We start from the raw sequence: 13842 nt of genomic DNA on the forward strand, positions 1-13842 counted from the left end.
GGAGATATTCCGGAGAACCTGACGGGCGTAGCGCGCACTTTCGCTCCGCCAGGCGGAGATGTTCCGATGGTCTCCTGGACGTACTCCGGGGCCGGGGAGCTCGCTCCGCGAATGCGGAGATGTTCCGGACCCCCGCGCCGTCGTGGCCTTGCTGCCTGCGTACGCGGAGGTACTCCGTCGTAGACCATGGCGCGGATGGCACGTGTTGGTTCGCTTCGCGGTCGCGGAGATGCTTCGATGGTGATGCCCGTCGAGATGATCGTCCTGATGTTCGCTCCGCGTAGGCGGAGGTGCTCCAAAGGTAGTGACGATGCCCTCCGCGAACGCGTGGTTCGCTCCGCGTGCGCGGAGATGCCCAGGCCGTTGAGATCACCGAGCAGGCACGGCCGACATCCGCTCCGTGTTCGCGGAGATATTCCGGACCGGACGACTGGTCCACGGCGGCAGTCGGTCCCGCTCCGCGCATGCGGAGATGTTCCGTCGTACACGTCTAGGGCCTCGCGGATAGGCTGGTCTGCTCCGCGCACGCTGAGATGCTTCGGCGAACATCGGCGACCGCGCCCGCGGCGCCTCGTCCGCTCGGCGCAAGCGGAGATGTTCCGGACCCCGAATTCGTTGCCGTGGACTACTCCGGATCCGCTCCGCGCACGCGGAGATGCTCCGTAGACGCCGCTGTCAGTGCTGTGCCGTACCGTGTCCGCTCCGCGTATGCGGAGATGCTCCGGCGCTGGGGATCCACTCGCCGTCGCGCTTGATGTCCGCTCCGCGCACGCAGAGATACTCCGGGCGACGTCCTTACCTTCCCGCACCCTCTGTTGCCCGCTCCGCCTACGCGGAGATACTCCGACCAACCAGCGCAACATCCAGGCTCGTGCAAGTCCGCTCCGCGTACGCGGAGATGCTCCGGTGACGGCGCCGGCGGTGGTGGAGTAGATGCCGTCCGCTCCGCGTAGGCGGAGATGCTCCTTGGGTCGACATCACCGCGGTGCGGAGATGATCCCAGCCATCCGCGTGCGTCAATGGGCCGTCCCGAGTGTCGCTCCGTGTAGACGGAGATACTCCCATCATGGCCGCTAAGGGAAGCTCGTCCCATCCGTCCGATCCGCATACGCCGAGGTGTTCCTCCATGAGGTTGTCGAAGACGATCACCGCCGGTCTCGCTCCGCGTACGCGGAGATGTTCCGTACCAGGCGTCCGAGTCGTCCCCTCCCTGGACGTTGCTCCGCGTGCGCGGAGGTGTTCCGGCGAACTGACGGCAGCGCGCCACGAAGGCCAGGTTCGCTGCGCGTACGCGCAGATGTCCCGATGAACGGCAGCCGCACGCGGTAGCAGTTCAGGTTCGCTCCGCGTACGCGGATATGTTTCGTACCTCGAACGCCCGCTCACCGAGCAGGCCGAGTCCGCTCCGCGCACGCGGAGGTGCTCCGTCGGATCCGTGGACCTTCCCGCCAGTTCCAGAGTCCGCTCCGCCTACGCGGAGATGCTCCGGCGCGTGCTTCCTCCAGCGACGGAAAGCCCTCTTCCGCTCCGCATGGCGGAGATGTTCCGTACATCAACGAGATGACTGCTGCGCTGCGGGGGTCGGCTCCGCGTACGCGGAGATGCTCCGTGGCAGATCCGTGACCTGTTCCCGAAGTCCAGATCCGCTTCGCGTATGCGGAGATGCTCCGTGACCCCAGGTGATGCCCGTGCGGCTCTAGCCGTCCTCTCCGCGTACGCGGAGATGTTCCGGAACCTGACAGGCGTGGCGCGCACTTTCACTCCGCCAGGCGGAGATGTTCCGATGGTCTCCTGGACGTACTCCAGGGCCGGGGAGTTCGCTCCGCGAACGCGGAGGTGTTCCGAACCCCCGCGCCGTCGTGGCCTTGCTGCCCGCGTACGCGGAGGTGCTCCGTCGTAGATCATGGCGCGGATGGCCACGTGCTGGTTCGCTTCGCGGTCGCGGAGATGTTCCGCCGAAGATCACCAGATACGCGGCAACGGCCAGGTCCGCTCCGCGTGCGCGGAGACGCTCCGGGCGACACCGGGGCGACAGGTGCGCAGGGGTCGTCCGCTCCGCGCACGCGGAGATGTTCCGGCGATGATCGAGGGCCAGACCTACCACCTGGTGTCCGCTCCGCGTAGGCGGAGATGCTCCGAATACCTGCGCGCCGACGGCCGGGTAGTCGCTGTCCGCTCCGCACATGCGGAGGTGTTCCGATGACCTCCAACGTGAGAGGTCAGATATCAGAAGTCCGCTCCATTGTTCCGTTCAAGGCCAAGATGGGCCGCGGCCACCGGGGGTCCGCTCCGCGTACGCGGAGATGTTTCGACGGTCGTGCACTGGGTGCCGATCACCCGCAAGTCCGCTCCGAGTGCACGGAGATACTCCAACGGCCGGCGGCGGCATCGGTCAGGCCATCTCGTCTGCTCCGCGTACGCGGAGATGTTCCGTTGTCGAAGACCTCGGGGTTGAGCGGGGTGGCGTCTGCTCCGCGCACGCGGAGATGCTCCGATCGGGGCGATCACCCACACGACCTGCCACAGGTTCCGCTCCGCGTACGCGGAGATGTTCCGCCGTCCCAGTGGTGAATGAGCTTGCCGTTCACGTCAGCTCCGCGTACGCGGAGATGCTCCGACCGTTGTCTTCCGCGGTCCGCGCACAGCCAGGTCCGCTCCGCGTACACGGAGATGCTCCGGCCCTCTCGAAGGCGCTCCCCGCCCGCCCCAAGTCCGCTCCGCGTACGCGGAGATGATCCCAGCCATCCGCATGCGTCAATGGGCCGTCCCGAGTCCCGCTCCGTGTAGACGGAGATACTCCCATGATGATCGCTAAGGGAAGCTCGTCCCATCCGTCCGATCCGCATACGCGGAGGTGTTCCGTCCATGAGGACGCGGATATGTCTCGTGGGGTGCTACCTACATCGGTTGAACGCCGCAGTTCGCTCCGCGTACGCGGAGATATCCCGCTGTGGGAGCAGCGATCGTACTGGCACGTGCTGTCCGCTCCGCATACGCGGAGGTGGTCCAGGGTGCTGGCGGCGCAGCCAGAGCATGTCCTCGTTCGCTCCGCGTACGCAGAGGTGTTCCGGGTGCTCCCCAGGAACGGTTCCCTTTATCTCGTCTGCTCCGCGTACGCGGAGCTACTCCAATCGCCTTAGAGGTCGCGACCGGCCAGCTCCTGTCCGCTCCGCGTACCCGGGATTGCTCCGCCCACCAAACGGTCCGGGACCGCTCCGCCTACGCGGAGATGCTCCGTGGTCCGGGTACGGCAGTATGCGGCCCCGGGTGTTCGCTCCGCGTACGCGGAGATGCTCCGTCCTCGGCCTTGGTACCGAACAGGGCGACCGCGTTCGCTCCGCGCGTGCGGAGATGCTCCCCGCACCGCATGGCCGTCGTCTGCATTGCCCGCAAGTTCGCTCCGCGCTCGGGAGATGCTCCGCTGAAGGCTGGGAACACAGCCGACCTTGGCGTCCGCTTCGCGTACGCGGAGATGCTCCATGGGGCGCGACCTACATCGGTTGGACGCCGCCCTTCGCTCCGCATACGCGGAGATGCTTCGTTCGGTGCCACTCCAGAGGACCGGGCCCGGCTGTCCGCTCCGCATACGTGGAGGTGTTCCGATGACCCCCGCGTGGGAGGTCAGGTACCAAAGTCCGGTCCAAGTACGCGGAGCTCCGCGCACGCGGAGATGTTCCGTGGATGGGTGGCGGCATCGCGGCCATCCTCCTGTCCGCTCCGCATTCGCGGAGATGCTCCGCTCGACGACGCCATCATCGCGCGCACCAAGGCGTACGCTCCGCGTGCACGGAGATGCTCCGGTGGTCGCCATGCCTGAAGTGCACGTCTTGACGTCCGCTCCGCGTACGCGGAGATGTGCCGCAGCGCTCCGACGTCGAGCCGGTGATCCCGTAGTCCGCTCCGCGTACGCTGAATTGCTCCGACCCGTAAGCAGCCCGGCACCTCAAGGCGCAGTCCGCTCCGCGTACGCGGAGATGCTCCGCGGATGTGCCTGGTCTACTGCGCCTACGGCTAATCCGCTCCGCATACGCGGAGATACTCCAGACCCCGAGTTCGTCACCGTGGACTACTCCGGATCCGCTCCGCGAACGCGGAGGTTCTCCGGACCCCCGCGGCGTCGTAGCCTGCTGCCCGCATTCGCTCCGCGTACGCGGAGACGCTCCGGAGGAATCATCATGGGCACCGCCGAGAAGATCGTCCGCTCCGCGTACGCGGAGATGCTCCGGGTCAGCGCCACATAGACCACGCCTCGGCAATGTCCGCTCAGCGTACGCAGATGCTCCGATCACCGGATCCCGGGCGATCAGGCTGACCCCGTCCACTCCGCCTACGCGGAGATGCCCCGTTGCCCAGGGGCCTTCGACTGCGTGCCGAGCAAATCCGCTCCGCGTACGCGGAGTGCTCCGTTTACGACGTGCCCGTGACGGCCGGTGCCGTCGTCTGCTCCGCGTACGCGGAGATGCTCCGGTCGACATCTCCAACTGGACATCGCAGCTGGAGTCCGCTCCGCGTACGCGGATATGTTTCGTGGTGCGCGACCTACATCGGTTGGACGCCGCCCTTCGCTCCGCATACGCGGAGGTGTTCCAGGGTGCGGATAGCGCAGCCAGAGGATCTCCTCGTTGGCTCCGCGCAGGCGGAGGTGCTCCACAGGCAGTGACGATCCCCTCCGCGAACTCATGGTTCGCTCCGCGTGCGCGGAGATACTCCATGGGGTGCGGCCGACTTCGATCCGAACCAGATATCTGCTCCGCGTACGCGGAGATGTTCCGTACTGGACAAAAGTTCAGCACACGGGTCCTGGGTCTGCTCCGCGTATGCGGAGATGCTCAGCTGTCGAAAACCCCGGGATTGAGCGGGGTGGCATCTGCCCGTGCACGCGGAGATGCTCCGCCGGAGGAGGTGTAGGACCTCCTGTGGAGGCCGTCCGCTTCGCGTACGCGGAGATGCTCCGACGAAGAACAGGCAGCCGGGAACAGCGGGCGGGTCCGCTCCGAGTACATGGAGATGTTTCAACCGCCGGTGGCGGAGTCGGTCAGGTCATCATGTCTGCTCCGCGTACGCGGAGATGTTCCGTCGTACACATCTAGGGCCTCGCGGATAGGCTGGTCTGCTCCGCGCACGCGGAGATGCTCCGAGATCCCCGGCGTATGGCAGGAACAGGTCGACTTCCGCTTCGCGTACGCGGAGATGCTCCGGACGCGAAGCTCCGCCAGTCGGGCAACCGGCTGTCCGCTCCGCGTGGCGGAGATATCCCAGCGTTCTACCGGTAGCGCGCTATTAAGGCCGGGTTCGTTGCACGTACGCGGAGATGTCCCGATGAACGGCAGTTGTACGCGATAGCGGTTCAAGTTCGCTACGCATAGGCGGAGATGTTCCGTACGACACGGCCGTCCGTGAGCATGGGGCCGCGCCTGCTCCGCGTACGCGGAGATGTTCCGATCTTGGTGTCGTCCGCCATGGCCTGAAGGGCGTCTGCTCCGCGTACCCGGAGATCTTCCGTACTTGTGCTGCTCACGGCTGCCGTAGGCGTGTACGCGAAGATATCCCGCCGTGGGTGCAGCGATCGTACGGGCACGCGCTGTCCGCTCCGCATACGCGGAGGTGGTCCAGGGTGCGGGTAGCGCAGCCAGAGGATCTCCTCGTTGGCTCCGCGTGCGCGGAGGTGTTCCGGCGAACTGACTGCAGCGCCACGAAGGCCAGCTTCGCTGCGCGTACGCGCAGATGTCCCGATGAACGGCAGCCGCACGCGGTACCAGTTCAGGTTCGCTCCGCCTACGCGGAGATGTTCCGATGGTGATTCCTGTCGCGATGCTCGTCCTGATGTTCGGCCCGCATACGCGGAGGTGCTCCCTTGCCTACCGTCCATCAGGTTCCACCAATACGGTTGCTCCGCGTACGCGGAGATGCTGCGTGCGTCTACTCCCTGGCGAAGAAGGGCCTGCAGTCCGCTCCGCGTACGCGGAGATGTTCTGGAGTCCGGCACGTGCGGCGACGTGTGCATCCTGTCTGCTCCGCGTACGCGGAGATGTTCCGGCGCTGGGCATCGCCTCGCCGTCCAAGGTCATGTCTACTCCGCGTACGCGGAGATGCTCCGACGAAGAACAGGCCGCCGGGGGCCAGAGGCGGGTCCGCTCCGAGTCGATGGAGATGTTTCGACGGTCGTGCACTGGGTGCCGATCACCCGCCAGTCCGCTCCGTGTACGCGGAAATGTTCCGACGGACGGGTGCGCCTGGTACATAGTTGCCCAGCCCACTCCGCGTGGCGGAGATGCTCCCAACGGCAAGTCCACGCTGGGCGGCGGCATCGCGTCCGCTCCGCGTACGCGGAGATACTCCGGACCCCGAGTTCGTCGCCGTGGACTACTCAGGATCCGCTCCGCGTATGCGGAGATGCTCCGTTCCGACCTGACTTGGCGTCAAAGATCAGTCGGTCCACTCCGCGTGCGCGGAGATGTTCCGACGCCGAGGAACTGCGGGTCCGGCGTCAGGAAGTCCGCTCCGTGCACGCGGAGATGTTTCGGTCTCGCCGGACATCGCGCGGGAGCTGGCGTGGCTCCGCGCAGGCGGAGATGTTCCGCCGTGCATGTCGTCCTCGACGTACACGCCCGGGTTCGCTCCGCGTACGCGGAGGTGTTCCGCCAGCCACACCAAGCTGGATGGTCACACCCGAATGCCCCGGGAAGGGCTCAACCTCTCGTAGGTCCGCTTCATCGCGAGTGTGGAGGCCAAGGTCGAAGCCCGGCCCTCCGCAGCAGCAATCTTCGAGAGTCCACATAGCGGCTATCCGGCGAGCGCCAGGACGAGCGGGAGCACTTGGTCGGCTCCGGCTTGGCGCAGGAGGCGTGCGCCCACCGCGAGGGTCCAGCCGGAATCGGTGTAGTCATCGACGAGCAGAACCGGGCCAGGAGTGGCGGCCAAGGCGGCGGCGAGTCCGTCGGGAACGGTGAACGAGTCTGCGAGCGCGCGCAGCCGCTGGGCCGAATTGCTGCGGTGCGCGGTGTGCTCGTCGGCGTGCGGGGTGTAGACCAGGCTGCCCAGGAGCGGGAGCCGGCCGACCCTGGCCACTCCCTCGGCCAGGGAGCCGACCAGCTGCGGGCGTGTGCGGGAGGGCATGGCGACGACGCCGACGGGCCGGGCCACCGCGTCAGGAGTACCGCTGGCCCAGCCGCCCGGTGAACGGGCCCAGTCCGCCAGCACCGTCACCACAGCGTTCAGCACATCGTCCGGAACCGGCCCGTCTGTTACCTGCGCCGACAGGAGTGGGCGCAGGCGGTTGCCCCAGCCGATGTCCGACAGCCTCCCCAGCGCCCGCCCGGTCACCGCCTGTTGACCCGCAGGGATGCGGCCCTTAAGGTCCATGCCGACGGCTGCGAGGCCGGTCGGCCACATCTTGCGGGGCTCGACCTCGACGCCCGGCCGGTCCAGCTCCCCCGTCGCCGCCGCGAGAGCCCCGGACGACACGGCGGGATCGAGCCAGGGGCCGGCACAGTTGTCACATCGACCGCACGGAACCGCCTTCTCGTCATCGAGCTGCCGCTGCAGGAACTCCATGCGGCAGCTGGTGGTCGCCACGTAGTCCCGCATGGCCTGCTGCTCCGCGGCCCGCTGCTTCGCAACCCAGGCGTACCGCTCCGCGTCATACGCCCACGGCTGCCCTGTGGCAGTCCAGCCGCCCTTCACCCGCTTGACCGCCCCGTCCACGTCCAAGACCTTCAGCATCGACTCCAGACGCGAACGCCGAAGATCCACCAACGGCTCCAGCGCCGGCAGCGACAACGGACGCCCCGCGTTCTCAAGCACATCCAGAGTGCGCCGCACCTGCTCCTCGGACGGGAAACCCACCGAAGCGAAATACGCCCAGATCGCCTCATCCTCCCGCCCCGGCAGCAGCAAAACATCCGCATGATCCACACCACGCCCCGCACGCCCCACCTGCTGGTAATAAGCAATCGGAGACGAAGGCGAACCCAGATGCACCACAAATCCGAGGTCCGGCTTGTCAAAACCCATTCCCAGCGCGGACGTGGCAACCAGCGCCTTGACCCGGTTCGCCAGCAGATCCTCCTCCGCCTGCAACCGGTCCGCGTTCTCCGTCTTCCCCGTATAGGAAGCCACCGGATATCCACGCTGCCGCAGGAACGCCGCGACCTCTTCAGCCGCCGCCACCGTCAGCGTGTAAATGATCCCCGAACCCTGCAGATCCCCCAGCCGCTCCCCCAGCCACGCAAGCCGGTGCGCCGCATTCGGCAGCTCCAGCACCCCAAGGCGAAGACTTTCCCGGTCCAGCGGCCCCCGCAACACCAAGGCGTCCTTGCCGCCGGTGCCCAATTGCTCCGCCACATCCGCAGTCACCCGAGCATTCGCCGTGGCTGTCGTGGCAAGCACCGGCACCCCCGTCGGAAGCTCCGCCAGCATGGTGCGCAGCCGCCGGTAGTCAGGCCGGAAATCGTGACCCCAGTCGGAAATGCAGTGCGCCTCATCGACCACCAAAAGCCCGGTCGTCGCCGCAAGCTTCGGCAGCACCTGATCACGAAAGTCCACAGAATTGAGACGCTCCGGGCTCACCAGGAGAACGTCGGTCTCCCCGCGCTCCACCTCCCCGTAGATCGTCTCCCACTCCTCCGGATTAGCCGAGTTGATCGTGCGCGCCTGAATTCCCGCACGCGCCGCCGCCTCGACCTGGTTACGCATCAACGCCAACAGCGGCGAAATAATCACCGTCGGGCCAGCCCCCCGCCGCCGCAGCAAAGCAGTGGCCACGAAATACACTGCCGACTTTCCCCACCCGGTGCGCTGCACCACCAGCGCCCGACGACGCTCCTCGACCAGGGCCGCCACCGCCTGCCACTGATCCTCCCGCAGCCGCGCAGACCCCGCAGGGGCGCCGACCAGCTCAACGAGGACGGCATCGGCTTCAGCGCGCAGTTCCAGGGTGTCCATACCCCCATGCAACCCGATAGCACCGACAATCGACGACTCCACCCCGTGTCACCACCCGCTCACAAACGGTCCACAGGCACACGCCGATCGAGGACGGCCGAAACCGACCCTCCCGCCACGACCACCCCCGAACAGCACATTTACGCAGGTCAGGGCTCCACATCCGCCTGGAATTTGAATGCCCTCCCAGTGCCGTAGCCCGGAGCGGCTCAACAATCCCGACTTCCGCGACGAGGTGCTGCCCAAGCTGTCGGCTGCCACCGGCCTGCTGGTGGTGGACGAGGCCCACTGCATCTCGGACTGGGGGCACGACTTCCGGCCCGACTACCGACGGCTGCGCACCATGCTCGCCGACCTGCCGCCCGACGTGCCGGTTCTCGCCACCACGGCCACGGCCAACGCGCGCGTCACCGCCGATGTCGCGGAGCAGCTGGGCACGGGAGGCGGCTCCGACGCCCTGGTGTTGCGCGGGCCGCTCAACCGGGACAGCCTCAGCCTCGGTGTCCTGCACCTCCCCGACGCGGCTCACCGGCTGGCCTGGCTTGCCGACCACCTCAAAGAGCTCCCCGGCTCCGGGATCATCTACACCCTGACCGTGGCCGCCGCCGAGGAGATCACCGCGTTCCTGCGCCAGCGCGGGCACGCCGTCGCCTCGTACACGGGCAAGACCGAGAACGCCGACCGGCAGCAGGCCGAAGAGGATCTGCTCGCCAACCGGGTCAAGGCTCTCGTCGCCACCTCCGCCCTCGGCATGGGCTTCGACAAACCCGACCTCGGCTTCGTCGTCCATCTGGGCTCCCCCTCCTCCCCCATCGCCTACTACCAGCAGGTCGGACGCGCCGGACGCGCCGTGGACCACGCGGAGGTGCTGCTGCTGCCGGGCAAGGAGGACGAGGCGATCTGGCAGTACTTCGCCTCGGTCGCGTTCCCGCCCGAGGAGCTGGTCCGGCGCACCCTCGATGTGCTCGCCCGCGCGGGGAAGCCACTGTCGCTGCCCGCACTGGAGCCTTTGGTGGAGCTGCGCCGCTCACGCCTGGAGATGATGCTCAAGGTCCTCGACGTGGACGGCGCGGTCAGGCGGGTGAAGGGCGGCTGGACCGCCACCGGACAGCCTTGGACGTACGACGCCGAACGGTATGCCTGGGTGGCCCGGCAGCGAGCGGCCGAGCAGCAGGCCATGCGCGACTACGCCACGACGGCCGGCTGCCGGATGGAGTTCCTGCAACGCCAGCTGGACGACGAAGGCGCGGCGCCCTGTGGCCGCTGCGACAACTGCGCGCAGCCCCGGTTCACCGCCGGGCTGTCCCCGGAGGCACTGGATACGGCGCGCGGCGAACTGGGCCGCGCGGGCGTCGAAGTGGAACCGCGTCGGATGTGGCCGACCGGGCTCGCCGCGGTCGGCATCGACCGCAAAGGCCGTATCCCCGCAGGCGAACAGGCACTGCCCGGGCGTGCCCTGGGGCGGCTCTCGGACATCGGCTGGGGCAACCGGCTGCGCCCGATGCTGTCGCCGCGCGCCGCGGACGGACCGGTGCCGGAGGCCGTGGCAGAGGCGGTGGTGGGTGTGCTGGCCGACTGGGCGAAGGGGCCGGGCGGATGGGCATCCGGTGATCCGGACGCCCCCGCACGCCCGATTGGGGTGGTCACCATGGCCTCGCGCACCAGGCCGGAGCTGATCCACACACTGGGCGCCAGGATCGCTGAAGTCGGAAGGATGCCGTTGCTCGGCTCGCTGGAGTACACGGCGGCGGCCAACGTCACTTCCCCGCATCGCAGCAACAGCGCACAGCGGCTCCGTACGCTCGACGGCGCCCTCACTTTGCCGCCTCAGCTGGCTTCGGCACTGGCGGGCGCCGATGGCCCGGTCCTCTTGGTGGACGACTTCACGGAAACGGGCTGGACGTTGGCGGTGGCAGCGCGCCTTCTGCGTCAAGCGGGCGCCCCGGCGGTGCTGCCGCTGGTGCTTGCCGTGCAGAGCTGAGTCACCTGGTCAAAGCGGATGCGCTGCCGCTGCTCCGGCCGGGTGGGAGGCATCTCACGCGGCCGGACTGGGCAGGGATATCCACGTCATACCCGCAGATTTCAGTCGGCCGCGCCAATTGCTCGTTGCCGCACACCCCGCGGGACAGCGAGAATTGGAGCGCTCCCCGCGCGGACCGCCTGAGGACCGGAAGGGCTGTACCGCGGTGCGCCCAACCGACCCTGCCCGCATCGCGGGCGCGTATGCGAAGGGAGGACCGTGACCTTCGGATTCGCTTCGTCCACCGGCTCGTTGAACTCGGCATCGGCCGATTCCGCCAGCCGTCTGGGCCGGACGCTCGAACCGTCCGAGTGGGCAGCCGCCGGTATACCGCTGCTGCGCAATCCGCGTGAAGTGGTCAGCGGACTGCACGCCCGGCATCACCCACAACCTGCCACAGCTGTCGTCGCCGTCCTCGACGCCGAGGAACGGCTCACCGCCAGCGCTTCGTTCGCCCGGCGTTCCGTCCCGGCGGACGGCTGGGAGTTCCGCAACTCCCTGCTCGCGCACCTGCGTCGCGTCATCCCGCACGACCTGCGCCGCCGTACGCCCGTACGGACCGCCGTGCTGCTCTACTGCCGCGACGGCGACGAGCGCTGGACCGAGGAGGACGGGGCCTGGATGTGGGGCCTGCGGGACGCCTGCACCCTGCACGGACTGCGCTGCGGCGCGTACATCACGTTGACGCACGGCGGCTGGCAGGTGCTGGGCGAAGGCCGTGGCGGCCGTCGCCCGAGCACCGGATCACGCCCGTCCGGCCTGGCCGAAGCCGCGGCCGAGGCAGAGCCGCCGCCGCGCACAGGTGGCGGGGCGGCGGACGCGCTGCGGCGGGCGGCGGCCCGCTGAAGCGGTCCGCCGACCTGCTCGCCCCTCCCGTACCTCACGCACCTCGCGCACCGCACGGAGCGCGAGTTGCGCACGGAACGTACGGCGCGCACCAAGGCGTACGTACGTGTAAGTGCCTCAGACGCCCGCGCCGAGCACGGAGTTGACCCGCTGCGGGTCTCCGCACACGATCAGCAGCGCGCCCGCACGTGCCTTGGCGAGTCGCAGCGCCGGGTTCACCGCGTCGCCACGCTCGTCACCCTCGCCGGCTTCGCCGTTGACAGCGACGACGACCACGGGTCGGGCGGCAGCCCGCTCCGCGACGGCGGCGTCCGCGTAGAAGACGTCGTCACGGGCGTCGTGCTGGGCCCAGTAGGCGGCTTCACCGAAGGACAGCTCGTGGGCGGCCCATGGGTGCAGCGCACCGGTAGTGAGCACCAGGATGTCGCCCGGCGCGCGGCCCGCGTCGAGCAGGACGTCGACCGCCTCGTCGGCGGCGTCGAGCGCGCCGCCCGCCGGAGCGGGGATCAGCTGGATCTGCGGCGCGGAACGATTCTCCTGCCGCGGGGACGGGGACCGGCCACCGGGCGTGTGCACCCGCTGCGCAGCGGGCGACGCCGGCCTGACCGGGCCGGGGCCGGGTACGGCACGTCCGGGACGCGGCGTGGCCGCGGTGCGCGGACCGGGTACGGGACGGGGGGTCGACGCGGGACGGCCGGTGGCCGGAGTGACGCGGGGACCCTGGGCGCTCTCGTGAATCTGAGGCTCCTCGGGGGAGAGAGGCATAAGTGGATGTCTATCAAATGTCACCGCTGAACGCAGCAGCGGGTGGGTACATGCGTGCGATCAGAAATCGAAGCCGAGTTGGCCCCCGTTTTCCAGAGCTGCGGCCTCCGCCGAGATCCGGGTCTTCTTGAGATGCTGCCACTGGGGCAGCGCGTCGAGATAGACCCACGAAAGCCGGTGGTACGGGGAGGGCCCCCGCTCCGCCAGCGCCGCCTTGTGCACTGGTGAGGGATAGCCCGCGTTGGCCGAGAATGCGTAGGCGGCCAACTCCTCGGATTCCTTCTCCAGTTCGGCCATCATCGCGTCCCGCCGCACCTTGGCGATCACCGAGGCCGCAGCGACCGCGATGCAGGACTGATCGCCCTTGATCACCGTACGGACCTTCCAGGGCAGTCCGAGATAGTCGTGCTTCCCGTCGAGGATCACCGCGTCCGGCCGCACCGGCAGCGCCTCCAGGGCGCGTACGGCGGCGAGCCGCAGGGCGGCAGTCATCCCGAGCTCGTCGATCTCCTCGGGCGAGGAGTGCCCGAGGGCGTGCGAGGTGACCCACCCCTCAAGGACCGCGGCCAGCTCGGTACGGCGCTTGGGGCTGATGAGCTTGGAGTCGGTGAGTCCGTCGGGCGGACGTCGCAGACCGGTGACAGCCGCGCACACAGTGACGGGTCCGGCCCACGCTCCGCGCCCGACTTCGTCGACACCAGCAATGATCTTGGCACCGGTGGTGGCGCGCAGTGAGCGCTCGACGGTGTGGGTGGGTGGTTCGTACGGCATGGCGCCTGCCAGGTTACGCCGCCGGGGGCGGCCGGCGACACCCCGGGCCCGTCCCCTGCGTTCAGCCGGCCACCGGACGCAGAAACGGCGCCCTGACCTGGTCGGTCATTTCGGCGATCTCCTCGTCCTGCCATTCGCTGCCGCACACCTGCGAGCGGTACATCGTCAGGCCCAGGACCACGTCGAGCACCAGATCATCGGCGGGAGCGTCGGGCGGACGTCACCCCCGTCGATTCCCCGGCGTACGACCTCACAGAAGAGCCGGTTCGACGGCTCGGTCACTTGCCGAAGGATCACTCCGTGGAACCGTTCGGCGACCCCGCTGTCGCATTCGTAAAGAACCGACCGCAGTGGGAAGCCGGGCTCGGAATACATCGCTCCGCACACCTGCCGGCAGAGCTGACAGAGATCTGCGCGGATGCTGCCCCTGCCTGAGCGCCGGCGCGCCGCCAAACCACCTGCGCGGCATCCACCGTGACTAGCTCTCAGCCGGCCGC

At 68.4% G+C, this 13842-nt stretch carries 5 protein-coding genes and 1 pseudogene; 2 read left to right on the forward strand and 4 right to left on the reverse strand.

Annotation, left to right across the window (positions count from 1 at the left end; all coding sequences use genetic code 11):
* Window positions 1-6783: 6783 nt before the first annotated feature.
* The gene (locus tag J7E91_RS29445) at window positions 6784-8943 is read right to left on the reverse strand and encodes a RecQ family ATP-dependent DNA helicase (RefSeq protein WP_214909736.1); all 2160 of its coding nucleotides are present in this window, start codon (window positions 8941-8943) and stop codon (window positions 6784-6786) included.
* A 196-nt stretch (window positions 8944-9139) separates the two neighbouring features.
* On the opposite strand from J7E91_RS29445, the pseudogene J7E91_RS29450 reads away from it, so the two are divergent.
* Together J7E91_RS29450 and J7E91_RS29455 are read left to right on the forward strand one after the other, a co-directional pair.
* Window positions 9140-10924 (forward strand): annotated as a pseudogene (locus J7E91_RS29450) (helicase-related protein); the annotation flags it as partial.
* 258 nt (window positions 10925-11182) lie between these two features.
* Window positions 11183-11809, forward strand: coding sequence for a hypothetical protein (locus J7E91_RS29455; RefSeq protein WP_214909737.1), 627 nt, complete (start codon window positions 11183-11185; stop codon window positions 11807-11809).
* A gap of 117 nt (window positions 11810-11926) precedes the next feature.
* Here the strand turns inward: J7E91_RS29455 and J7E91_RS29460 are convergent, their stop codons facing one another.
* The 3 genes from J7E91_RS29460 to J7E91_RS36880 all read right to left on the reverse strand — a co-directional run bounded on the left by J7E91_RS29460 (window position 11927) and on the right by J7E91_RS36880 (window position 13535).
* On the reverse strand, window positions 11927-12574 hold the full coding sequence (locus tag J7E91_RS29460; protein WP_214909738.1) for a hypothetical protein: 648 nt from the start codon (window positions 12572-12574) through the stop codon (window positions 11927-11929).
* A 60-nt stretch (window positions 12575-12634) separates the two neighbouring features.
* On the reverse strand, window positions 12635-13345 hold the full coding sequence (locus J7E91_RS29465) for a ribonuclease HII (RefSeq protein ID WP_028814179.1): 711 nt from the start codon (window positions 13343-13345) through the stop codon (window positions 12635-12637).
* Between the two features lie 61 nt (window positions 13346-13406).
* The gene (locus J7E91_RS36880; RefSeq protein WP_285439148.1) at window positions 13407-13535 is read right to left on the reverse strand and encodes a hypothetical protein; all 129 of its coding nucleotides are present in this window, start codon (window positions 13533-13535) and stop codon (window positions 13407-13409) included.
* Between the last annotated feature and the right edge of the window lie 307 nt (window positions 13536-13842).

It is taken from the genome of Streptomyces sp. ISL-99 (genome assembly GCF_018614005.1).
GTDB classification, from domain to species: domain Bacteria; phylum Actinomycetota; class Actinomycetes; order Streptomycetales; family Streptomycetaceae; genus Streptomyces; species Streptomyces flavidovirens.